We start from the raw sequence: 21,456 nt of genomic DNA, 5'->3' as shown, positions 1-21,456 counted from the left end.
GCCTCAGCCCAGCAGCCTGATGTGGTGATTTCCAGTGAGTGCAAGCCTTTCAAACCTCTCAGAACCTACCAAGCTACGGTGGCAGCTTTGGATCGTTGCCTTCGGGTTCTTCATGCAAACGCTGGACACAACGATCGTCAATACGGCCTTGCCATCCATGGCAACGAGCCTGGGTGTTGACCCGCTGCGAATGCACTCAGTGATCGTGGCGTATGTGCTGACTGTTGCGATCACCCTACCTGTGAGCGGTTGGCTGGCAGATCGCTTCGGCGGGCGAAACGTATTCTTCAGCGCGATCATACTGTTCAGCCTTGGTTCGCTCCTCTGCGCGTGCTCCGGAACGCTCGACGCGCTGATACTTTCCCGGATCGTTCAAGGCATAGGCGGCGCCATGATGGTTCCAGTCGGCAGGCTGACTGTCCTGAAACTGGTACCCCGAGATCAGTATCTGTCAGCCATGACTGTTGTAACGTTACCTGGGCAGGTTGGCCCATTGGTGGGCCCTGCGTTGGGCGGGCTGATCGTTCAGTATGCGAGCTGGCACTGGATTTTCCTGATCAATCTACCCGTGGGCTTGATCGGCGCAGTTGCTACATGGCGGTTGCTGCCAAACCTGATGCTGCCACCTCGCCGTTTCGACTTTCTTGGTTATGTACTGCTGGCATTGGCGATGGCCAGCCTGACGGTGGCGCTTGACGGGCCGGCCCTGCTCGGTGAGTCGTCGGCGATTTTCTATGGCTCAGTGTTGACGGGCATACTCTCCGTGGCCATCTATCTGGCGTACGCCAGGGGAAATGACCGGGCACTGTTCAGCCTGACGCTATTCGACAACCGTGTGTTTTCTATCGGCCTGACAGGCAGCTTTGCTGGCCGCATCGGTAGCGCCATGCTGCCTTTCCTGGTGCCGATGTTCTTGCAGATCGGGCTCGGGTTTGAGCCATTGCACGCCGGCCTGATGATGGTTCCCATGGTGCTTGGGAACATGGGAATGAAGCGAATCGTGGTGCAAATAGTCAATCGGTTCGGCTATCGCCATGTGCTCGTCGGGGCCACTTTGGGGTTGGCGCTCGTGGTCGTGATTTTCCCTTTGGTTGCGCTTATGGGGTGGATATGGCTGATGCCGCTTGTGCTTTTTGCCCAGGGCATGGTCAATGGGGTTCGCTTTTCCACAATGAACAACCTGACCCTCAAAGAGCTTCCGGATGCCTTGGCCAGCAGCGGGAACAGCCTGATGTCCATGACCCAGCAGCTGACAATGAGCATAGGCGTTACTGTCGCAGGCCTTGTGCTTGGGGCCTTCGCACATCAGGCTGGGATGAACACCCCGGAGATGCAGGAGGCCTTCGTCAAGACGTGGTTATGCGCAGGCGTCATCATCGCCTTGCCAGCGCTGATATTTGCACGGGTGCCTGCGGATGTAAGCACAAACACCGTGCTGGTGCGGAATAAGGCGTGACGGCTGTGCGCATGGGGAGCGTCGGAATCCCGCAGTACGCCAGCGCCCACAATCACTCGAACGTCGCCACTTCGTCCAGATGGTTCAAAAGATCCAGCGGATCGGCATACACCCGCAACGCGCCGGCGCGCTCCAATTCACTGACATCGTAGCCGCCGGACAATAAACCGATACCGATGGCCTTGGCGCGCCGGGCGGCAAGCATGTCCCAGATGGCGTCGCCAACCACCAGGCACTCCTCAATGGGCACGCCCATCTTGTCCGCCGCCGCTATGAACAGGCTGGGGTCAGGCTTGCCCTGTTTGACGTCGTCGCGGGTGACCAGGTTGATGCTATCGCTTTTGAGCCCAAGCGCCCTGAGGTTGATTTCAGCCGTGGCCATTTCCCCGCTGGTGGCGATGCACCAGGAAAGGTTCTCGTCGTTCAGCCTGTTTAACAGGTCCATGGCGCCCGGCAGCGCGATGATCTGGCCCTGCAACCGCTCGTACGCCTCAGCGTGAAGCTTGCTGAGTCGGTCCGCCTGTTGCTCGCTCAAGTCCAGTCCGGTTTCCCGGCTCAGATTCTTGAGCATCAAGCCACCGCTCATGCCGATTTTCCGGTGGATGCGCCACATGGCCAGCGGAATGTCTTCGGCATCCAATGCCTCTTTCCAGGCAGCCACATTCTGGTAAACGCTGTCGGTCAAGGTGCCGTCAAGGTCAAAGATAAACGAGGTTTTGTCGCGCATTAGGTTGCTCCAACGAAGCGGGCGTCTTCATGAGAGGGAAATCAATGCGGGATCGTTCAAGTGCAGTGGCGGGAAGGGCGAGCATCAGGGGCTACTTCGGCCCTCGCTGAATCCCAGCCTGGTGACTCATTTACCCCCCTCAACCACCCGCCCCGTACTCCCCCTCACCACCAGTTCAGTCTCCAGGGCCACCAGCCGAGCCGGCGAGCGCCCCTCGATCTGAGCGATCAACGTATCCGCGCTCAAATGCCCGATGGTTTCGATGGGCACGCTCACAGAAGTAAGCGGCGGGGTGGCCACGGCGGCGAAATCAATGTTGTCGAAGCCGGTGACGGACAGCTGTGCCGGGATGGCGATGCCCTGGCGGCGGGCTTCGTCGCAGGCGCCCAGGCTGAGCAGGTCGGTGGTGCACACCAGCGCGGTAGGGCGGGGGTGCAGGGCCAATGCCTGGCGCAAGCCGACACGGCCGCCGTCCAGGGTAAACGGCTGTTCGATGACGTGGGATTCGGGCAGGTCGAGCCCGGCGGCCTGCAGCGCGTTGCGAACCCCCTGCACACGCCAGCGCGCGCGTTCGTTATGCGCGCGCGCGCCCGTCACTACCGCCAAGTGTTGGTGGCCAAGGGTAAGCAGGTGTCGGGCAACCTGAGCGCCGCCTTGCTCGTTGCTGAACCCCACGCAGTAATGGTCTGCGGCATCATCGACCGACCACATCAGCACATAGGGCCGCTGGGCCAGGCGCAGCGCTTCAAAAACGGCGGGGTCGTGATCGGTGCCTACCAGCAGCACGCCTTCAACGCCTCGGTCGATGAAATTCCGCACGCTTATCAATTCGCGGCGCCGGTCGTACTCATGTGAAGCGATCAGCAGCTGATAGTCATGGCTGTTGAGGCGCTGCTGCAGGGCCTGGATGGAATCGGCATAAATGGGGTTGTTGAGCGTGGGAAATATCGCCGCCACGCTGAAGGTGCGGCGCAGCGCAAGCGCCCGTGCCGCGCCGTCCCGCACATAGCCCAGTGCCTGCACCGCGGCTTCCACTTTTGCCAGCGTTGCCGGCTTGACCAAAGTCGGCGAAGAGATGGCTCGAGAAGCGCTGCCCAGCGATACGCCGGCCAATTTCGCGACATCGCGCAGCTTGGGTTTTTCGATTTTCAGCATGACATCCATCGAGCAGTGGCTTGACACGAGTGTATCACCGGCGTAGATATGAACCGGTTCAAAAAGTAGTCTTGGTCAGAATAAATCCAATAAACGACACCGGATACAGATCCCGAAGCCCTTTACGGGCGTTGAGCTACCATGGATTTGAACCGGTTCAAGTACGCTGACTGGCGTGCTGCAACCAGGAGACATCTGCGATGACAACCCTTCCCTGGGCCAAACTCGGCCTCGCTGCCCTCTGTATCAGCGCTTCTGTTTCAGCCATGGCCGACGTACGCATCGGCGCGCTGTTCCCTTTCAGCGGTGGGCTTGCCTTGCTGGGCGATGAAAGTTATAGAGGCGTAGAAATCGCCATCGCCGAGCGCAACGCTGCGGGCGGCCTAAAAGGCGAGCAGATCAACCTGGTGAAGGCCGATGCCGTAGACGCCGGCCAAGCCGTAGGCGCTGCCCGACAGCTGACCTCCGGGCAAAACGTTACCGCGGTGTTTGGCAGCTATTCGTCGGCGCTGTCGTTTGCGGCAACGCAGGTGACCGAAGTCGCCGGCGTGCCGTACTTCGAGCTGGGCGCCGTGTCGGACGACATCACTGACCGCGGCCTGCAATACGTCTTCCGCAGCAACCCCACCGCCAAGAGCTTCGCCAAGGGCACCATCACGGCGGTCACCGACCTGGTAGCGCCCAAGCTGGGCGTGGACCCCAAATCCTTGAAGATCGCCATCATCCATGAGGACGCGTTGTACGGCACCACCGTGGCCAAGTTTCAGAAGCAGTTCGCGGCTGAAAAAGGCCTGACGATTGTCGAAACCCTGCCGTATTCGGCCAAGGCGGTCGACTTGTCTTCGTTGATCCTCCGGTTGAAGGGCGCCAACGCGGACATCGTGCTGCAGACGTCCTACCAGAACGACACGGTGCTGTATTTCCGCCAGGCACGAGAAGCCGGTTATACGCCCAAGGCCGTCATCGGGGCGGGGGGCGGCTACTCCATGCAGGACACCGCCAAAGCGGTGGGCGCGCAGAACATCGAAGGGGTGCTGGACGTGGACTTCCCGCAGTTCCAGACCAACGAAAGCGGCGCGCCTGGGATCGCAGCCTTCGCCGACGCCTATCGCAAACGCTACGGCAGCGAACCGCGGTCCGGGCATAGCCTGATCAACTACGTGGGCGCCAAGATTTTCCTCGATGCCATGGAAAGCGCGAAATCCCTCGAAGCCGACGACATCCGCGCCGCGGTGGCCAAGGTAGATATTCCCTTAGGGCAGACCGCCGCCGGGATTGGCGCCAAGTTCGGCGCGAACGGCCAGAACGAACGCGCCGAAACCACCGTGATGCAGTGGCAGGGCGGCGTGCTGAAAACGGTATACCCGCAGTCGGCCGCCGTCTCTGAAGCGCGCCTGGCCACCCAACCCTGACTGACCTCCACCGGCCCGGAACCGCCACAGGCGTGTTCCGCGGCCCCGTTCGCTCGCAGGAGGGACTAACCCATGGAGATTTTCTTGCAGTTGCTGCTCAACGGCGTGCTGTTAGGCGGCACGCTGGCGATCATCAGCATTGGCCTGACCTTGATCTTCGGGATCGTTCGGGTCGTGAACTTTGCCCATGGCGAGTTCCTGATGATCGGCATGTACTGTGTGTACCTGCTCAACCAGCACCTGGGGTTGCACCCGTATGTAGCTATCGTGCCCACGGTGGCAGTGTTGTTCTGCCTGGGCGCGGCGATGCAGCGTTTTGTCATCCAGCCGCTGCTAAACGCCGAAGGTCACATTCAAATCTTCGCCACGGTTGGTGTCTCCATCGCCCTGATGAATGCCGCGCTGCTGGTGTTCGGCGCAGACGTGCACACGGTCAGCAACCCCAGCGGTTGGGGTACCGGTAGCGTAAGCCTGGGTGGGCTGCGGGCCAGCACCGGCCAGTTGGCAACCTTTACGGTGTCGCTGCTGCTGGTCGGGGCGCTGCATTGGTTCTTGCACAACACCTTCCTGGGCCGCGCGGTGCGCGCCACCGCCCAGCACCGCAATGCGGCGCAGCTGATGGGCGTGAATGTGAAAGGCATCTATGTGTTCGCGTTTGGCTTGGGGTGCGCTTGCCTGGGCCTGGCCGCCGGCATGATCGCGCCGCAGTACCCAGTGTTTCCCACCGTAGGTACGTTCTTCGTGCTCACGGCTTTTGTGATTGTGGTGCTGGGCGGCCTGGGCAGCCTTTCCGGCGCCCTGGTGGGCTCGTTGCTCATTGGCATCGTCGACAGCCTGGCGGGCTTTTACATCGCGCCAGACCTCAAGGAGGTCGTGTACTTCCTCATCTTCCTCGGCATCCTGGTCGTGCGCCCCACCGGCCTGTTCGGTGCCGGGCGTGGGTCGGAATAAGGAGCCTTACATGAACCTGACCCACCCCCGTGTGTACGTGAGCCTGCTGGCGTTGTCGCTGCTGCTCATCATTCCGTTCGCGGTCGGCTCGCCCTTTGTGTTCCACCTGTTCATCCTGGTGTGCAGCTACGCCGCCCTTGCCGGTGCCTGGAACATCGTGGGCGGCTTTGCCGGCCAGTTGTCGCTGGGGCATGCGGTGTTCTATGGGGTAGGCGCCTATGTGGCAACCCTGTTGGTGATCCATTTCCAACTCACCCCCTGGATCGGCATGTTCGTGGGCGCGGCCTTGTCCACGGTGCTGGCAGTCGTTATCAGTTGGCCCTGCTTCCGCCTGCGCGGGCCGTTCTTTGCGCTGGCCACTATCGCCGTGCTTGAAGTGGTTCGCCTGGTGGTGATCAATCAGCAGGACATCACCGGTGGCGCTACCGGGCTGGCCGTGCCCTTGAAGATGGGCGCCGAATGGATGCTGTTCCGCCAGCGCTGGCCGTACCTGCTGATTGCCTTCGGCTTCCTTGCCGTTACCTTGGTGGTGGGCTGGAAGCTCAAGCAGTCACGGCTTGGCTATTACCTGATCGCCGTGCGCGAGCGTGAAGACGCCGCCCAGGCGGTGGGGGTGAGCGCGGTGAAGGTGAAGCTGGCCGCCGTGATGATCTCCGCGTGCCTCACCAGCCTGGTGGGCAGCTTCCATGCCATGTACCTCACGTTCATCGAGCCGGGGGCGATGTTCTCCTTGGAGCTGTCGATCCAGGTTGCGATGTTCGCCCTGATTGGCGGGCTGGGCACGGTGTCGGGCCCCTTGATCGGCACGGTGCTGGTGTTGCCGCTGGCCGAGCTGGCGCGTGGCTGGTTGGGCGACATGGGCAGCGGGGTTCATGGCCTGGTGTATGGGCTGGTGCTGGTGGCGGTGGTGCTGACCATCCCGCAAGGGATCGTCGGCCGCTTTGGAGGGCGGGTGGGCGCATGGATCGACCGCCTGCCTGGCGGCCGCCATCAGCCTTTGCCCGAGGCGCCCGCACCGGTAGCCGCAGCGGTGAGCACTACCCGGGGCGAGCCTATTCTGGTGGCTGAACACCTGCACAAGTACTTCGGCGGCCTGCATGCCACGAACGATGTCTCCATCAGCCTTAACGAGGGGGAAATCGTTGGCGTGATCGGGCCCAACGGGGCAGGCAAGACCACGGTATTCAACCAGTTGTCCGGCTTTTTGCCGCCCTCGGAGGGGCAGGTGAAAGTCCGCACACGCGACGGCCGCTGGATTACCCCGAGCAGCCCGGCACAGTTCGCGCTGGCGGGGATCGGCCGCACGTTCCAGATCGTTCAACCGTTCGCCGACCTTACCGTGAGCGAGAACATCATGCTCGGTGCCTTCATGCATACCCGGGTGCCGGCCGAAGCACGCGCCATCGCCGCCCAAGTGGCGCAGCTCACCGAACTTACCAGCCTGCTCGAAACCCGCGCCCGCAACCTCACGGTGGGCGGCATGAAGCGCCTGGAAATGGCCCGGGCGCTGGCTACCCGGCCCCGGGTGCTGTTGCTGGACGAGGTGATGGCCGGGCTCAACCCTACCGATGTCGCCAAGGCCATCGAGATTATCCGGCGGGTGCGCGATGCCGGCGTGAGCGTGCTGATGATCGAGCACATCATGCAAGCCACCATGACCCTTTCGGACCGGATCGTGGTGATCAGTTCCGGCGCAATGTTGATGGAAGGCCTCCCCAGTGAGGTGGTCAGCAACCCGCAGGTGATCGAGGCTTATCTGGGCAAGGAGTACAGCCATGCTTAGGCTCAACAACGTGCATGCCGGCTATGACCGTACCGAAGTGTTGCGCGGCGTCTCCATAGAGGTGAACGCCGGCGAAGTGGTCACCATCGTCGGCGCCAATGGGGCGGGCAAAACCACCACCTTGCGCAGCCTGTGTGGCCTGGTAAAGCCCACACAGGGGACGATCGAATTCGAAGGGCAACGCCTGGACGGCCGCCGCCCCGATGAAGTGGTAGAGGCGGGTATTACGCTTATTCCGGAAGGGCGCCAGCTGTTCCCCTTTATCAGCGTGCGGGACAACCTCCTGATGGGCGCTTACAAACGCAGCGCCCGCATCGGCTACAAGCAGCGCCTGGAGCAGGTGCTGGAACTGTTCCCAAGGGTGCGCGAGCGCCTTGATCAGTTGGCGGGTTCCTTATCAGGTGGCGAGCAACAAATGGTCGCTATCGCGCGGGGCCTGATGGCCGAACCCAAGCTGCTGATGTTCGATGAGCCCTCGCTCGGCCTGTCGCCGCTGTTGGTGTCTCAGGTGTTCGACATCATCGAGAAAATCCTTTCCCTGGGCACCACGGTGCTCATCGTCGAGCAGAACATCGTGCATACCCTGCGCATTGCCCACCGTGGCTATGTGCTGGAAAACGGCGCCGTCACCTTGACCGGCACGGGCCGCGAGCTGCTGGAAAACCCTCATATCAAGCGAGCCTACCTGGGCCTGTGAACACCATTTTGGAGGTTGCATGAGCACCAACACGATGCGTCAGATCGAACATGGCCAAGGCGGCCCGGCAAGCTGCATGGTCGTTGCCCAAGGCCCGGTGCCCCAGCCAGGGCCTGGGGATATGTTGCTCAAGGTCGCGTACGCTGGGGTCAATCGGCCGGACGTACTGCAACGCTCCGGCAGCTACCCGCCGCCCCCAGGCGCTTCGCCACTGCTGGGGCTCGAAGTGTCGGGTGAAGTCGTCGCCCTCGGCGAGGGTGTGAACCACTGGGCGCTGGGCGATAAAGTCTGCGCCCTCACGCCTGGCGGAGGTTACGCCGAGTACTGTGTGGTACCGGCCGAGCACTGTTTGCCGGTCCCGGCGGGCCTCTCTTTGCTGGAAGCCGCCGCGTTGCCGGAAAACTACTTCACGGTGTGGACCAACCTGTTCGAACGCGGCCGGCTGCAATCGGGCGAGACCCTTCTCGTGCACGGCGGCTCCAGCGGCATCGGGCTCACGGCAATCCAGCTGGCCAGCCACTTCGGGGCGCGTGTGCTGACCACGGTAGGTTCGGCCGAGAAAGCCCAGGCGTGCCTGAAAGCCGGGGCCGCCCGGGCGATCAATTACCGCGAGGAAGATTTCACTCAGGTAGTTGCCGAAGTGACCCAGGGGCGCGGCGTGGAAATGATCCTCGACATGGTCGGCGGGGACTATATCCAGCGCAATCTGTCGGCCCTGGCCGTGGAAGGGCGGCTGGTACAGATCGCCTTCCTTGAAGGCAGCAAGCAGGTACTGGATGCCATGCCGATCATGCTGCGCCGTTTGACCTTCACCGGCTCCACGCTGCGCCCTCGCAGCCGGGAGCAGAAAGCAGGCATTGCCGCAGCGCTGCAGCATCAGGTATGGCCGCTGCTCAAAGCGGGGCAGTGCCGGCCAGTGATCCATGCAACCTTCCCTTTGGCCGAGGTAGTTCAAGCGCACACGGTGATGGAAAGCAGCCGGCATATCGGCAAGCTTATGCTGGAGGTGAACCCATGAACCGGCACCAGGGGCGTACCGTGCTGGTCTCGGGGGCCGGCAGCGGTATCGGCGCGGCCATTGCCCAGCGCTACTGCGAGGAAGGCGCGGTGGTGGCGATCCTCGACGCGGACGGGCAGCGCGCACGCGACCAGGCCGAGCGCCTGCAAGAGCAGGGGTACCAGGTAGCCTGGCATCAAGCGGACGTTGCTGATTTCGATCAGTGCCAACGAGCGTGCGCCCAGCTTGAATCCAGCCTGGGGCCTATCGATACCCTGATCAACAATGCCGGTGTGTCGCCCAAGCACAACGGCCAGGCCGCGCCCATCTGGCAGATGGACCCGGCGGAATGGAATCGGGTGGTTGCGATCAACCTTACGGGGGCGTTCAACCTCAGCCGGTTATTGTCGCCTGGGATGGTCGACCGCCGGTTCGGCCGTATCGTCAGCATGTCCTCGGTGGCGGGCAGCGCATACCTGCCACTGGTGGCGGCGCATTACAGCGCTACCAAGGCCGCGATTATCGGCTTTACCCGGCACCTGGCCGGGGAACTGGGACCTTATGGCATCACGGTCAACGCCCTCGCGCCTGGCCGCATTGAAACGCCGCTGCTGAAAACCGTTGCCGCCGCGGCCAACCAGGCAGTGATCGACGAAACCCCGCTGGGCCGATTGGGCCAGCCGTCGGAGGTGGCCGATGCCGCGTGTTTTCTGACCAGCCGCGACAGCAACTTTGTGACCGGGCAGGTGCTTGACGTGGCCGGCGGCTGGCTGATGCGCTGACCCGCCAAACTTTGCGCGGCCCAGTGGCGCGCGCCTTCAGTCCAAGACGCATTCACTTTGGCGTGAACGACATGAAAAGTATCAGTGAGATCTCCGGCGCCACGCGCCTGTACGCAATCATCGCGGACCCTATCCTCCAGGTGAAGACACCTCAGGTTATCAATGCCCTGTTCGAGCAGGTCGGCCATGAGGGGGTGATGGTGCCTTTCCACGTCACTGCCAGCGGATTGCCAGCGGTCATAGCAGGCCTGCGGTCGCTGGCGAACCTGGAAGGTTTTATCGTTACCGTACCCCACAAGACCGCCATGCTTTCGTTGTGCGACCAAGTGACGGCCCACGCTCAACAGGTGGGCGCGGTCAACGTAGTTCGGCGCAGCCCCGCCGGGGAGCTGATTGGCGACATCCTTGATGGTATCGGCTTCGTGGCCGGGCTGCGGCAGAAAGGCTTCGAGCCTGCCGGCGCGAGCGTTTACCTGGCCGGCGCGGGCGGGGCGGCCAATGCCATTGCCTTTGCCCTGGCCGAAGCAGGGGTTGCCCGGCTGACCGTTGCCAACCGCACCGCGGCAAAGGCCGAGGCCTTGCTTGCACGCCTGCGCGCGGCTTTCCCCACGTTACCGCTGCACTTGGGTAACGCAGACCCGAGCGGGCATACCCTGGTGGTCAATGCCACGTCACTCGGCCTGCGCGAAGGGGACCTTTTACCCTGCGACACCAGCCGCCTCAGTGGCGATCAGTGGGTGGCCGAGATCATCATGCAGCCAGCCCGTACCCCTTTGTTGCTGGCGGCTGCCGCCCGAGGTTGTCGCATTCAGGAAGGGCTGCCCATGTTGTTGTGCCAGGCGCGGTTGATGGCCCGCGCGATGGGCGCACCGGTGTCGGAGGGCGCGGCATGACAGTCTACGACTATGTGATTGTGGGCGGAGGGACCGCCGGTTGTGTGCTGGCCAATCGGCTTACCGCCAGCGGCCGGTTCAAGGTGTTGATGCTGGAAGCGGGCGGCGAACCCAAAAGCCCGTGGATTCCCATCCCCGCAGGCTTCAGCAAACTGCTGGTCAATACGCGTTACAACTGGCGTTTCCAGACCGCGCCTGAACCCAACACCAAGGGCCGGGTGATTGCGGTACCTCGCGGCAAGGGGCTCGGGGGCTCAAGCCTGATCAACGGCATGATCTACGTGCGCGGGCAGCCGGGCGACTACGATGCCTGGGAACAGGCTGGTGCCAAGGGCTGGAATTTCCAGAGCATGGCGCCTTACTTCCGCAAGCTGGAGGCCTACCAACACGGGGGCGAAGGGCGCGGGCGCGAGGGGCCGATGAATGTGCATCGGGTGAATGAAATGTACCCCATTGCCCAGGCCTTCCTTGAAGCGGCGCGGCAAGACGGCCAACCGGCCAACCCCGATTACAACGCCAGCGTGCAAGAAGGTTTTGGCTACTACCAGGTGTTCCAGAAGCAGGGCCGCCGCTGGAGCGCTTACGACGCTTACCTCAAACCCATACGCCGGCGAGCGAACCTCGAAGTGGTTACGGGCGCGCAGGTGCAGCAATTGCAACTGGCCCAGGGCCGCTGCGTTGGGTTGCGTTATCGCGTGGGTGAACGTGAGGTCACTGTGCAGGCGGGGAGGGAGGTGATCCTCTGTGCCGGCACCATTCAAACGCCGCAATTGCTGGAGTTATCCGGCATTGGCCGGGAAGACGTATTGCGCCAGGCGGGCATCGCGATGCAGCACCGGCTCGACGGCGTAGGCGAGAACTACATCGACCACTTCGCCACGCGCATGAACTGGCGCCTGAAGAACACGCTCACGCTCAATGAAATGGCGCGAGGATGGCGCCTTGGCCTGGCGGTTGCCGAATACGCGCGCCGGCGCACCGGGATTCTCACCCTGGGCACGGGGCTGGTGCATGGCTTCGTGCGAACCCGAAAAGAGCTCGCCACCCCGGACGTGCAGTACTTCTTCGTGCATGCCAGTTACGCCAACGCCGCAGAGCGAATCCTCGACCGCCATCCCGGCATGACCCTGGGCGTAAGCCAGCTACGGCCCAAATCCGTAGGCAGCATCCACATCCAGTCAGCCGACGCCAGCCAGATGCCGGCCATCAAGCCGAACTTCCTGGATGCAGAAGAAGACCGCCAGAGCATGATCGAGGGCATGCGCATCGCCCGGCGGATCGTCGGCCAACCGGCGTTGCAGCATTATATCGAGGCGGAAACGAGCCCTGGCAAGGGCGTGACCAGCGATGAACAGTGGCTCGAATTTGCCCGTGACAATGGCCAGACGATCTACCACCCCATCGGCACCTGCCGAATGGGGGAAGGCCCGCTCGCCGTGGTGGACGCTGCCTTGCGCGTACAGGGCCTGGCGGGATTGCGCGTGGTGGACGCCTCGGTCATCCCGACCATGGTGTCCGGCAATATCCAAGGCGCGGTGATGGCGGTGGCCGAACGGGCGGCGGACCTGATCCTGCAAGAGGCTGTTTAGCCGGTCATTTCGTGGGCCGGCCCCGTAGCAGCGAGGCTTGCCTGCGACCGCTACCGCCGAATCCACGGCCCTGCCGGGCCTACGAACCCAACTCAGCAATAATCTATTACCCCCGCACCTTTCCAATAACCACGCCTAGTTGCTCCTGCATAGACTGGCCTACGTCAGCCGCCAGGCCCTGCCTGCGGCACGAAGAACAACAACAGTTGGCAGGAGTAGCAGATGCGAAACCTGATGTTGGTAGGCACCGCCGTCACCCGCCCGGGGGCTGTTGGTTCGCTGTACCGCCTGAAGCCTGGCGGGGAACTGGAACTGGCCGAGGGCATCCCTCTGGATGCTTGCGTACAGGCGATCACACCTCACCCCACCCGCCCCGAAGTGGTGTATCTGGCGACGCGCAAGGGCTTGTACCGCTCCAGCGATGGCGCGCAGAGCTGGGAGCGCCTGGCGGTCACCCCGGCGCCCGTACCGATCTGGAGCCTGGCCGTGAGCCCGCACAACCCGGACGTGCTGATTGCCGGCACGGCGCCGGTGGGCTTCTGGCGTAGCGAAGACGCCGGGCAAAGCTGGGCGCAGTGCACGGGTGAGTTTCCCGAACGTTTCCAGATTTCCTTTGGCGGCTCCCGCCTGATGCGGGTGGCGTTTCATCCCACCGACCCGAACCTTGCGTATGCCGCCGCCGAAATCAGTGGTTTCTACATCAGCGAAGACGGCGGGCGCCACTGGCGCAGCGAAGCGCAGGGCCTTTCGGCCCTCGCCGCCCTGGCGCACCTGAAAAACACCGAGCTGACCACCGACGACACCGAAGGCATGTTCGACGGCCATGCGGTCACAACCACGCCCGCGAAGCCGGACGCGGTGTATTACATCTGCCGCATGGGCATCTTCGAAAGCCTGGACCGCGGCAAGCACTTCCGTGACTTGGCCGTGCGCAACTTCGCGCCCTTCGACTACACCCGTGAGTGCCGGGTGATCCATGGCCAGCCGACGTCGATGTATGCCTGCTTCAGCATTTCTTCCCGCAGCCATGCGGGGGCCCTTTACCGCACCGATGACCTGGGTGAGCGCTGGTACCGCGCCGACGAGGCAGTGACCGCGCGCAGCACCATGATGGGATTCGGCACCCATGTGAGTGACCCTGCTGGTGTGATCACGGTGACCCGCGGCGGGCAGGTGTTCTACACCCTCGACGGGGGCCGGGAGTGGGTCGAAAAGCAACTGCCCGAGGACGCAGGTGATGCGTTCTGTAGCGCCATTCTCTGACGGGGACCATCCATGACTGAACGACTGAACGGCATCATCCGCGCGTTGGAGAGTGGCCGGGGCGTTGCCTTTACCTCCTTCCTTCAGGCGGAAATCGAAAACGCGGTCGCCTTTGCCCAATCGGCCAATGACGGCGTGGTTTTCGAGCTGGAGCACAACCCGTGGGACATCAAGGCGCTGCGCATGTCCATGCAGTTTTTGATGCTGCGCGAGCGGATCGCCAAGGCCGGCTCGCTGACCAATCCGATGACGCCACTGGTGCGCATTCCTCCTAGCGGCAGCGAGATGAACCTCTGGTTCGCCAAGCAGGCACTGGACCTGGGCGCTTATGGCATCGTGTGGCCCCGCATCAGCACGCCCGAAGAGGCCTACAACGCGGTCGCCGCCTGCCGCTATCCGCGGCTGCCAGCCGCGCCCTTGTATGAGCCCAAGGGTGTGCGCGGCGACGCGCCCATGCCCGCCGCCCGCTACTGGGGCGTGTCTCAGCAGGAGTACTACCGCAAGGCGGACGTATGGCCGCTGGCGCCGGAAGGCGAAGTGCTGGTAGTGCTGATGATCGAAGACGTGGCGGCGGTCAATAACCTTGAAGCCATCCTTCGCCAAGTGCCCGGCATTGGCGTGGTGCTGATCGGCGAAGGGGACCTTACCCAGGAACTGGGCTGCCCGCGCCAGTATGACAATCCCGAATTGCTGCGCCTCATGGCCCATGTACTGGAAGTAGGCAAGGCCCATAACGTACCGGTCGGCCACCCCCATGTGACCGAGGCCAACGTGGCGCAGGTGCTGGAGCAGGGATACCGCTTCCTGATGACCTACCCCAAACGCGACTTCTCGGCATTGGAAAAGGGCCGGGCGCTGACGACTTCTGGCCAGGAAGCCCGACCATGAACGAGCCGCTGAGCATTGTGCTGGGGCCTCATGGCCAGGTCGCCGATCTGCGCGACGGAAAGGTCAAGGTGTTGGGCGTTAACCTGAACTTCATCGACGTCAAACGCATGCCGGATGCCTATCGCGACATGGCCCGCAGCCAGCCGTACGACATCTGCGAAATGGCGCCCACGGCCTACCTTGTGGCCCGGGCCAGCGGGGCGCCCATCACCGCTTTGCCGCTTCCGATGACCCGCCGCTTCCGGCACGAAGGGCTGCTATGTCGGCCGGGCGTGCGCATTTTCGAGCCCCGCGACCTGGAAGGCCGCAGCGTAGGTGTACGGGCGTATGGGGTGACCGCGGCGGTTTGGACCCGAGGCATTCTGGCTGATGATTTCGGGCTGGACAGTTCCCGGGTGCAATGGATCACCGAAGAAGCCGAGAACGTACCCGGCACGCCGCTGCCCTCCAATGTGCGCCTGTTGCCAGAGGGCGAGCGCCTGAGTGCGCGGGTGGAGCGCGGCGAGCTGGACGCCGGTTTCTCCGGCCTGGCTGGGCTAGGCAACGCGCCCATCGAAGGCTGGGTGGATGTGGTCGCCGACGCCCCGGCGCGGGAGCGAGCCTGGTATGCACGTACCGGTGTGTACCCGCTGCATGGGGTGATCGTGGTGCGCGATGAGGTGTTGCGCCGACACCCGGGCCTTGCATTGGCGCTGTTCGAAGCCTTTGTGCAGGCCCGTGACAACTACCTGGCGCGTATTGCCCAAGGCAGTGCCACGCAACCCGAGGACCTTCGCTACAAGCGCCTGGGCGAGTGGCTGGGCAACCCATTGCCTTATGGCCTGGCGGAAAACGCCGCCTCGTTCGCCGCGCTTGTCCGTTACGTTCACGAGCAAGGGCTGATCACCGACCCGCCGGCGCTGGAACAGGCCTTCCCTGACCCTAGGCACGCCCCTGCCACCCCTGCCGTGGCCTGACCACTCCCTGGAGAAGCACATATGAGCGCGGCAATCCCTTTGAGCACCATGATGGGCACGTATCCCAAAACAACGGCCCTCAAGGATAAACGTTTGACCTCCGCGCAAGTGGAGTTGCAGTTCGCCCCGGTGGACGTAGCGCAGAAGGCTTTCAAGGCTGTTGTGCGTGAGCACGCCTTCGAGGTTGCGGAAGTTGCCATCATGACCTTCCTGCAAGCCTTCGATGCGGGCGCGCCTTACCTGCTGCTGCCGTTCGTAATGAATGGCGGCTTCCACCATAAAAGCATCCTTTGCCGGGAAGACAGCGACCTTCGCCCCGAACACCTGGCGGGCAAGCGCGTGGCCATGCGGGCCTGGACCCAGACAACACCCACGTGGGTACGTGGCCTGTTGACCCATGAGTACGGCGTCGCCCTGCCAGAGGTGCAATGGCTTAGTCAGGAAGGCGCTCACGTGGCTAGTTATGAAGAGCCCGCCTGGGTGACCAGAATCGAATCGGACCGCAACCTAGAGCAGCTGCTGCGAGCGGGAGAGGTGGACGCCATCATCGCCGGCGGTGGGCTGTCTGGCGAACCCGGCCTGCGGCCACTGATTGCTTCGCCGGCAGACACCGCGTTGGCCTGGCATGCCCGCACCGGGGTAGTCCCGATCAACCATGTGGTGGCGATGCGGCGCGATGCTGTGGCCGCCCATCCCGAGGCCGTGGCGGCGGTGTATGCGCTGCTGGTACGTGCACGGGAGCACGCAGCAGGCACTGAACAAGGGAAAGTCGACCTTCAGCCTCATGGTTTCGCCGCCTTGCAACCGGCACTGGAAATGGCCATTGCCCTGGCCTTCGAGCAAAAGCTGATCAGCCGTTCATACAGCGTGGCTGAACTCTATGGCAGTGTGAGCGAGCTGCTCTAGCACGCCCTGACAATAATAAAAGGAGGGGCTTATGCCCTCGATCATTTCTGGCATTTCCTTCGTGCGGCTCAGTGCCCCCGACCTGGGCCGGATGCAAGCGTTTCTGGAAGACTTTGGCTTGATGTTGGTGCACCGCGACGCCCAGCGGCTGTACATGCGGGGCGTTGGCGAAACGCCCTTTTTGCATGTAACCGAGCTGGGGGACCCAGGGGTGGTGAGCTACGGCTACCAGCTACGCGAGCCCGAGCTGTTGGAAGTGGCGGCGCGCTTGCCTGAAGCGCACGGCATCGAGCAGCTGGACGCCCCCGGGGGTGGCCAGCGGGTGCGCGTCACCGACCCCAACGGCATGGTGCTGGAGCTGATCACCGGGCAGCAACCTGTGGCGGCATTGCCGCCACGCACCATCATCCGTGGGCCCGATGGCGAAAGCCGGACGCTGGGCCCGGCCAGGGTGCGCCGGCTGGCACACACTGCCTACATGACCCCCAACCTGCCGAGCATGATCGGTTGGTACCAGCGCACCCTGGGCCTGCTGCCCACCGATGAGCTGTACGTGGGCACGCCCGACAACGTGATCGGCCAGTTCGACCGGGTGGACCTTGGCGACGAGCCGGTGGATCACCACGTCCTGTTCCTGTTGCGTGGGCCCAAGGCCGGGATGCACCACGCGTCCTTTGAAGTCGAAGGGGTGGACGACATTTTCTTCGGGCTCGATCACATGCGCGGCAACGACCATGACCATGTGCGCGGTATCGGCCGCCACGCCCTCGGTAGCCAGGTATTCAACTACTGGATGAGCCCCTTCGGGCAGATGCACGAACACTGGATTTCCCATGAACGGATGAATGCCCGAAGCAAATTCAACCACATCCAGATCGGCGAGGGCATGAGCCACGACACCGGCGAAGCGCCGCCGGAGCGCTTCACCAAACAAGCCTCGCCCATTGTGGGTGGGGTGCGATCCGCCGCCAAGGCACAGGGAGCCGCCTCATGATCATCGACTGCCACGGTCACTTCACCACGGCCCCCGCCGCGCTGCGCGAATGGCGCGAGCGCCAGCTACAAAGCCCGGGGCGGCTGGGCACGGTACCCGAGATTTCGGATGCTCAACTGCGTGACGCCCTTGAAGGCAAGCAGTTGAAAGAACAGGCCGAGCGTGGCCTGGACCTGACCTTGTTGTCGCCCATTGCCGGGCAGATGGGCCATCACCTTGGCACGCTGGAGCACAGCATCGAATGGTCCGAGGTGGCCAACGACCTCATCCACCGTGTGGTGGAGCTGTACCCGCGCAATTTCGCAGGTGTGTGCCAATTGCCGCAATCCCCGGGCCAGCCGCTCACGGCAGCGGTGGCCGAGGTGGAGCGCTGCGTGAACCAGTTGGGTTTCGTGGGCTGCAACCTTAACCCGGACCCGTCCGGTGGCTACTGGACGGACACGCCCATCACGGACCGCCACTACTACCCACTGTATGAAAAACTCGTGGAGCTGGACGTGCCGGCGATGATCCACGTCAGCAGCTCGTGCAACCCGTGTTTCCACCATGTGGGCGCGCATTACCTCAATGGTGATACCACTGCGTTCATGCAGCTGTTGCTGGCGCCGCAACTGTTCAAGGATTTCCCCACCCTGCGGCTGGTGATCCCGCACGGGGGAGGCGCTGTGCCTTATCACTGGGGCCGTTACCGGGGGCTGGCCCAGGACATGGGCTTGGCAACCCTGGACGAGGGAATCATGAACAACGTGTTCTTCGATACCTGTGTGTACCACCAGCCGGGCATCGACCTGCTGACCCAGGTGGTGCCGCACCGCAACATCCTGTTCGGTTCGGAAATGATCGGCGCCGTGAAAGGCATCGATCCGCAAACTGGCCACCACTACGACGACACCCGGCGTTACATCAGCGCTAGCCCACACCTTACCCCGGCAAATCGGCAAAACGTGCTGGCCAACAACGCCCTTACCGTTTACCCGCGCTTGCGCGAGCGGCTGGCAACGATTACGAACGCAGGAGGGCACTGAAATGGACTTGGGTATCAACGGAAAAACCGCGCTGGTGTGCGCCTCGTCCCGGGGGCTTGGGCTTGCCTGTGCCACTTCGCTGGCACGTGAGGGCTGCGTTGTTTATCTCAACGGCCGCAACCTCGATTCGCTGGAAACCGCCGCAAGCCTGATCGAGGCGCAAACCGGGCACCGCCCTGAGGTGATTGTGGCGGACCTGTGCACCGAGCAAGGGCGTGAGCGCATCATCCAGGCGTGCCCGTCGCCAGACATCCTGGTGAACAACAATGCAGGCCCCGAGCCCGGCAAGCTGGCGGATTGGTCCCGGGAAGACTGGCTGGCGGCAGTGGAAGGCAACATGCTCGCGCCCATCTTCCTGATCAAGGCCTACCTGCCCGGCATGCGCAGCCGCAAGTTTGGCCGGATCATCAACATCACCTCGGCCATGGTGAAATCACCCAGCGCGACCATGGGGCTGTCGGCTGCAGTGCGCGCCGGGCTGACCGCCTTGAGCAAGTCCGTGCAGCGCGACTGCGTCATCGACAATGTCACCCTCAACAACCTGTTGCCCGAGCGCTTCGATACCGATCGCCAACGTTACATGGCCGACCGGATGTCCAGCCGCGAAGGCATCAGCGTAGAGGAAGCCAAGGGCCGCATCGCCGCCACCATTGCCGCCAAACGGCTGGGCCGACCCCATGAGTTCGGTGATGCCTGCGCCTATTTGTGCAGCGCCCAGGCGAGCTATATCTCCGGTCAAAACCTGCAGCTCGATGGCGGTTCCTACGCCGGGCTGGTTTAAGAGGACGCATCGATGACCCGTTACTGCAGTTTTGAACGCAATGGCAAGGCTTCCTGGGGCGCAGTAAACGACGATCAGGTCGTGGACCTGGGCGCCCGCTTTGGCCACCAGTACCCGGACCTCAAGGCGGTACTCGCCGCCGGCTGGCCCGCTGAAGTGGCGGAGGCGGTCGGGCAGGGCGGTGACTACGCCTTGAGCGAAGTGACCCTGCTGGCGCCGATTACCGATCCGTTGCATATCTGGTGCCTGGCGCTGAACTATGTGGAGCACCACAACGAGGTGCAGAATGCCGGCCGGGTGCAGGAACTGCCCAAGCAACCCGCCTTGTTCGGCCGTACTCGCGATTCGCTCACCGCCCACGGGCAGCCGCTGTTACACCCTGGCGTGAGCGAGCAATTCGATTTCGAAGGCGAACTGGTGGTGGTGATCGGCAAGCCAGGCTACCGCATCAGCCAGGCCGATGCCTGGGGCCATGTGGCCGGCTACACGCTGATGAACGAAGGCAGCGTGCGGGACTGGCAGTTCCACACACGGCAAATCACCCCCGGCAAGAACTTCTATCGCAGCGGTTCGGTGGGCCCTTGGATCGTGCCGGCCAGCGAGGTGCCAGACGTCGACGCCCTGCGTATTCAAACCCGGCTCAACGGCCAGGTGATGCAGGACGACCTGGTTGCCAGCATGGTGCACAAGATACCCCGGTTCATCGAATACGCTTCCACACTGGCGCCGCTGCAACCTGGCGACTTGCTGGCCACCGGTACACCCAGCGGCGTCGGGTTTTCGCGCCAGCCGCCGGTGTTCATGCAGCCTGGTGATGTGTGCGAGATCTCGGTCGAAGGCATCGGCGTGTTGCGCAACCCGGTCGAGCGCCAGCCATGAGCGGCGAGGGCGAGCTGGCCTTGGCCAGCGCACCGACAGCGGCCACGCGGGACCTGCCCAGCCTGTGGCAGCTACGGGTGTTCGAAGCCGTGGCGCGCCATGAGAGCGTGACCCAGGCCGCAAACGAGCTCGCCCGCTCGCAGCCGGCGGTCACCGCCTGCCTGGCCGAGCTCGAGCAGATGCTCGGGGTAGCGTTGTTTGACCGCACCACCACCGGTACTTACCTGGGGGCCGCGGGCATGGCGGCCCTGGTGCGTACGCGGCGCATTCTGCAGTTGGCCGAGGCGGCGGTGGCGCAGTTGTGCAGTTCACGCACGGTAGGCCCCCTGGCCCTGGCTTGCAGTATCACCCGGGCACAGGCCCGCTGCTTGCTGGCCATGGAGGGCTGCGGGTCGTTTCGGGCTGCCGCGCGCCGGTTGGGCATTACCGAGGCATCATTGCAGCGTGCCGCTCGCACGATGGAACAGGCCATGGGCGCCGAACTGTATCGGCGCACCGCAACCGGGGTACACCCTACCGCGCTGGGCCGAACCTTTGCCCGCCAGTTCCGCACCGTTGCCCAACAGATCCAGGCACTGGTGACTACGCTCAACAACTATGAGGCGCCGAAGGAGCGGCGTGTGGTGATCGGGGTGTTGATGCTCGACCCTTCGATCCTCATCGTGAACGCCATCAATGAGTTGAGCCAGCATTACCCGGACGCTCGTGTCGTGGTGGTCAACGATACCTATGAAGCGCTGCTCAACAAGCTATTGCGCGATGAGGTGGACTTCATCCTCGGCCTGCTCAAACAACCGGACGCGGTGTTTGATTTCATCGAGCAGCCGTTGTACCGCGAATGCTACTGCGCCGTGGCTCGGCGAGATCATCCGTTGATGCGCCAGGGCGCGGTCACCGTGGACAACCTGCGTGGCTATCGCTGGATATTGCCTCCAAAAGGCTCACCCCGCCGCGAAGCGTATGAGCATCTCTTTTCCGAAGGCACGCCGCCGCCGGCCACCATCGAAACCTATTCACTGTCCACCATTCGGCTGACCCTGTCTGATACCGACATGCTCACTGTGCTCAGCTGGACCGAGGTGCTAAGCGAGCGGCGCTTCGGCCTGCTCGGCACCCTGCCGGTAGAGCTCACTTGGGACAGCCCGATCGTGGGCATCACGCAGAAACGCGAATGGAGCCCCAACGATGTACAGCGCACGTTCCTGAACGCGCTCAGGCGCAACGCCGAGGCTATCGCTCAAGCCAGCCGGCATAGCCTGGCCCCGGCTACCTGACGCACGCCTCGCTCTACCCCCTTGCATCGCACCGACAACAATAAAGCG

The 21,456-nt window shown here is 63.3% G+C and carries 20 protein-coding genes; 18 read left to right on the top strand and 2 right to left on the bottom strand.

Translation table 11 applies throughout. The features are described 5' to 3' along the window. Positions 1 to 34: 34 nt before the first annotated feature. Positions 35 to 1,456, top strand: coding sequence for a multidrug transporter subunit MdtD (mdtD, locus tag G7016_RS07685; RefSeq protein ID WP_181112429.1), 1,422 nt, complete (start codon positions 35 to 37; stop codon positions 1,454 to 1,456). Positions 1,457 to 1,508: 52 nt separating this feature from the next. On the opposite strand, the gene G7016_RS07680 is transcribed toward mdtD, so the two are convergent. Continuing rightward, positions 1,509 to 2,183 carry an HAD family hydrolase gene (locus G7016_RS07680; RefSeq protein ID WP_181112427.1) on the bottom strand — a complete coding sequence of 225 codons (675 nt, stop codon included), beginning with the start codon at positions 2,181 to 2,183 and terminating at the stop codon, positions 1,509 to 1,511. Positions 2,184 to 2,309: 126 nt separating this feature from the next. Then, positions 2,310 to 3,338, bottom strand: a complete 1,029-nt coding sequence (locus tag G7016_RS07675; protein ID WP_181112423.1) for a LacI family DNA-binding transcriptional regulator — start codon at positions 3,336 to 3,338, stop codon at positions 2,310 to 2,312. A 200-nt stretch (positions 3,339 to 3,538) separates the two neighbouring features. Here G7016_RS07675 and G7016_RS07670 point away from each other — a divergent pair, with 200 nt between their 5' ends. The 17 genes from G7016_RS07670 (at position 3,539) to G7016_RS07590 (ending at position 21,408) form a co-directional block, all read left to right on the top strand. Further along, positions 3,539 to 4,750, top strand: coding sequence for an ABC transporter substrate-binding protein (locus G7016_RS07670; RefSeq protein ID WP_181112421.1), 1,212 nt, complete (start codon positions 3,539 to 3,541; stop codon positions 4,748 to 4,750). Between the two features lie 72 nt (positions 4,751 to 4,822). Next, positions 4,823 to 5,701, top strand: coding sequence for a branched-chain amino acid ABC transporter permease (locus G7016_RS07665; RefSeq protein ID WP_181112419.1), 879 nt, complete (start codon positions 4,823 to 4,825; stop codon positions 5,699 to 5,701). A 10-nt stretch (positions 5,702 to 5,711) separates the two neighbouring features. Continuing rightward, positions 5,712 to 7,484: a branched-chain amino acid ABC transporter ATP-binding protein/permease gene (locus G7016_RS07660; RefSeq protein WP_181112417.1), complete on the top strand. Its 1,773-nt coding sequence runs from the start codon at positions 5,712 to 5,714 to the stop codon at positions 7,482 to 7,484. After that, on the top strand, positions 7,477 to 8,181 hold the full coding sequence (locus G7016_RS07655) for an ABC transporter ATP-binding protein (RefSeq protein WP_181112415.1): 705 nt from the start codon (positions 7,477 to 7,479) through the stop codon (positions 8,179 to 8,181). The genes G7016_RS07660 and G7016_RS07655 overlap by 8 nt, the downstream gene beginning before the upstream one ends. A 19-nt stretch (positions 8,182 to 8,200) precedes the next feature. Then, on the top strand, positions 8,201 to 9,199 hold the full coding sequence (locus G7016_RS07650; RefSeq protein ID WP_181112413.1) for an NAD(P)H-quinone oxidoreductase: 999 nt from the start codon (positions 8,201 to 8,203) through the stop codon (positions 9,197 to 9,199). Further along, positions 9,196 to 9,960: an SDR family oxidoreductase gene (locus tag G7016_RS07645; RefSeq protein ID WP_181112411.1), complete on the top strand. Its 765-nt coding sequence runs from the start codon at positions 9,196 to 9,198 to the stop codon at positions 9,958 to 9,960. Before G7016_RS07650 ends, G7016_RS07645 begins: the two co-directional genes overlap by 4 nt. A 71-nt stretch (positions 9,961 to 10,031) precedes the next feature. Continuing rightward, on the top strand, positions 10,032 to 10,853 hold the full coding sequence (locus G7016_RS07640) for a shikimate dehydrogenase family protein (protein WP_181112409.1): 822 nt from the start codon (positions 10,032 to 10,034) through the stop codon (positions 10,851 to 10,853). Further along, on the top strand, positions 10,850 to 12,442 hold the full coding sequence (locus G7016_RS07635) for a GMC family oxidoreductase (protein WP_181112407.1): 1,593 nt from the start codon (positions 10,850 to 10,852) through the stop codon (positions 12,440 to 12,442). Before G7016_RS07640 ends, G7016_RS07635 begins: the two co-directional genes overlap by 4 nt. 222 nt (positions 12,443 to 12,664) lie before the next feature. Further along, a complete protein-coding gene (locus tag G7016_RS07630; RefSeq protein ID WP_181112406.1) occupies positions 12,665 to 13,705 on the top strand; it encodes a WD40/YVTN/BNR-like repeat-containing protein in 1,041 nt (346 codons plus the stop codon). A 12-nt stretch (positions 13,706 to 13,717) separates the two neighbouring features. Then, positions 13,718 to 14,593, top strand: a complete 876-nt coding sequence (locus tag G7016_RS07625; RefSeq protein WP_181112404.1) for an HpcH/HpaI aldolase family protein — start codon at positions 13,718 to 13,720, stop codon at positions 14,591 to 14,593. Continuing rightward, the gene (locus G7016_RS07620) at positions 14,590 to 15,549 is read left to right on the top strand and encodes an ABC transporter substrate-binding protein (RefSeq protein ID WP_181112402.1); all 960 of its coding nucleotides are present in this window, start codon (positions 14,590 to 14,592) and stop codon (positions 15,547 to 15,549) included. Before G7016_RS07625 ends, G7016_RS07620 begins: the two co-directional genes overlap by 4 nt. A gap of 21 nt (positions 15,550 to 15,570) precedes the next feature. Further along, a complete protein-coding gene (locus tag G7016_RS07615) occupies positions 15,571 to 16,455 on the top strand; it encodes a hypothetical protein (RefSeq protein ID WP_181112400.1) in 885 nt (294 codons plus the stop codon). A 31-nt stretch (positions 16,456 to 16,486) separates the two neighbouring features. Further along, positions 16,487 to 17,449 (top strand): VOC family protein, encoded by a 963-nt coding sequence (locus G7016_RS07610; RefSeq protein WP_181112398.1) that lies wholly within the window; start codon positions 16,487 to 16,489, stop codon positions 17,447 to 17,449. Further along, positions 17,446 to 18,474, top strand: a complete 1,029-nt coding sequence (locus tag G7016_RS07605; RefSeq protein ID WP_181112396.1) for an amidohydrolase family protein — start codon at positions 17,446 to 17,448, stop codon at positions 18,472 to 18,474. Before G7016_RS07610 ends, G7016_RS07605 begins: the two co-directional genes overlap by 4 nt. 1 nt (position 18,475) lies before the next feature. Beyond that, on the top strand, positions 18,476 to 19,255 hold the full coding sequence (locus G7016_RS07600) for an SDR family oxidoreductase (RefSeq protein WP_181112394.1): 780 nt from the start codon (positions 18,476 to 18,478) through the stop codon (positions 19,253 to 19,255). 12 nt (positions 19,256 to 19,267) lie between these two features. Then, positions 19,268 to 20,134, top strand: coding sequence for a fumarylacetoacetate hydrolase family protein (locus tag G7016_RS07595; protein ID WP_181112392.1), 867 nt, complete (start codon positions 19,268 to 19,270; stop codon positions 20,132 to 20,134). Continuing rightward, entirely contained in the window at positions 20,131 to 21,408 is a 1,278-nt protein-coding gene (locus G7016_RS07590; RefSeq protein ID WP_181112390.1) for a LysR family transcriptional regulator, read from the top strand. Before G7016_RS07595 ends, G7016_RS07590 begins: the two co-directional genes overlap by 4 nt. The last annotated feature ends 48 nt before the right edge of the window (positions 21,409 to 21,456 follow it).

The sequence above is a fragment of the Pseudomonas japonica genome (assembly GCF_013522925.1).
Classification (GTDB): Bacteria; Pseudomonadota; Gammaproteobacteria; order Pseudomonadales; family Pseudomonadaceae; genus Aquipseudomonas; species Aquipseudomonas japonica_A.
The sequence above is the reverse complement of the archived record's forward strand: the minus strand, read 5'-3'. Positions and strand labels throughout refer to the sequence as shown.

Excerpts from the sequence above, each read along its gene's own strand:
- G7016_RS07680 (WP_181112427.1), bottom strand. The coding sequence starts at position 2,183 with ATGCGCGACAAAACCTCGTTTATCTTTGACCTTGACGGCACCTTGACC.
- G7016_RS07675 (WP_181112423.1), bottom strand. The coding sequence starts at position 3,338 with ATGCTGAAAATCGAAAAACCCAAGCTGCGCGATGTCGCGAAATTGGCC.
- G7016_RS07670 (WP_181112421.1), top strand. The coding sequence starts at position 3,539 with ATGACAACCCTTCCCTGGGCCAAACTCGGCCTCGCTGCCCTCTGTATC.
- G7016_RS07665 (WP_181112419.1), top strand. The coding sequence starts at position 4,823 with ATGGAGATTTTCTTGCAGTTGCTGCTCAACGGCGTGCTGTTAGGCGGC.
- G7016_RS07660 (WP_181112417.1), top strand. The coding sequence starts at position 5,712 with ATGAACCTGACCCACCCCCGTGTGTACGTGAGCCTGCTGGCGTTGTCG.
- G7016_RS07655 (WP_181112415.1), top strand. The coding sequence starts at position 7,477 with ATGCTTAGGCTCAACAACGTGCATGCCGGCTATGACCGTACCGAAGTG.
- G7016_RS07650 (WP_181112413.1), top strand. The coding sequence starts at position 8,201 with ATGAGCACCAACACGATGCGTCAGATCGAACATGGCCAAGGCGGCCCG.
- G7016_RS07645 (WP_181112411.1), top strand. The coding sequence starts at position 9,196 with ATGAACCGGCACCAGGGGCGTACCGTGCTGGTCTCGGGGGCCGGCAGC.
- G7016_RS07640 (WP_181112409.1), top strand. The coding sequence starts at position 10,032 with ATGAAAAGTATCAGTGAGATCTCCGGCGCCACGCGCCTGTACGCAATC.
- G7016_RS07635 (WP_181112407.1), top strand. The coding sequence starts at position 10,850 with ATGACAGTCTACGACTATGTGATTGTGGGCGGAGGGACCGCCGGTTGT.
- G7016_RS07630 (WP_181112406.1), top strand. The coding sequence starts at position 12,665 with ATGCGAAACCTGATGTTGGTAGGCACCGCCGTCACCCGCCCGGGGGCT.
- G7016_RS07625 (WP_181112404.1), top strand. The coding sequence starts at position 13,718 with ATGACTGAACGACTGAACGGCATCATCCGCGCGTTGGAGAGTGGCCGG.
- G7016_RS07620 (WP_181112402.1), top strand. The coding sequence starts at position 14,590 with ATGAACGAGCCGCTGAGCATTGTGCTGGGGCCTCATGGCCAGGTCGCC.
- G7016_RS07615 (WP_181112400.1), top strand. The coding sequence starts at position 15,571 with ATGAGCGCGGCAATCCCTTTGAGCACCATGATGGGCACGTATCCCAAA.
- G7016_RS07610 (WP_181112398.1), top strand. The coding sequence starts at position 16,487 with ATGCCCTCGATCATTTCTGGCATTTCCTTCGTGCGGCTCAGTGCCCCC.
- G7016_RS07605 (WP_181112396.1), top strand. The coding sequence starts at position 17,446 with ATGATCATCGACTGCCACGGTCACTTCACCACGGCCCCCGCCGCGCTG.
- G7016_RS07600 (WP_181112394.1), top strand. The coding sequence starts at position 18,476 with ATGGACTTGGGTATCAACGGAAAAACCGCGCTGGTGTGCGCCTCGTCC.
- G7016_RS07595 (WP_181112392.1), top strand. The coding sequence starts at position 19,268 with ATGACCCGTTACTGCAGTTTTGAACGCAATGGCAAGGCTTCCTGGGGC.
- G7016_RS07590 (WP_181112390.1), top strand. The coding sequence starts at position 20,131 with ATGAGCGGCGAGGGCGAGCTGGCCTTGGCCAGCGCACCGACAGCGGCC.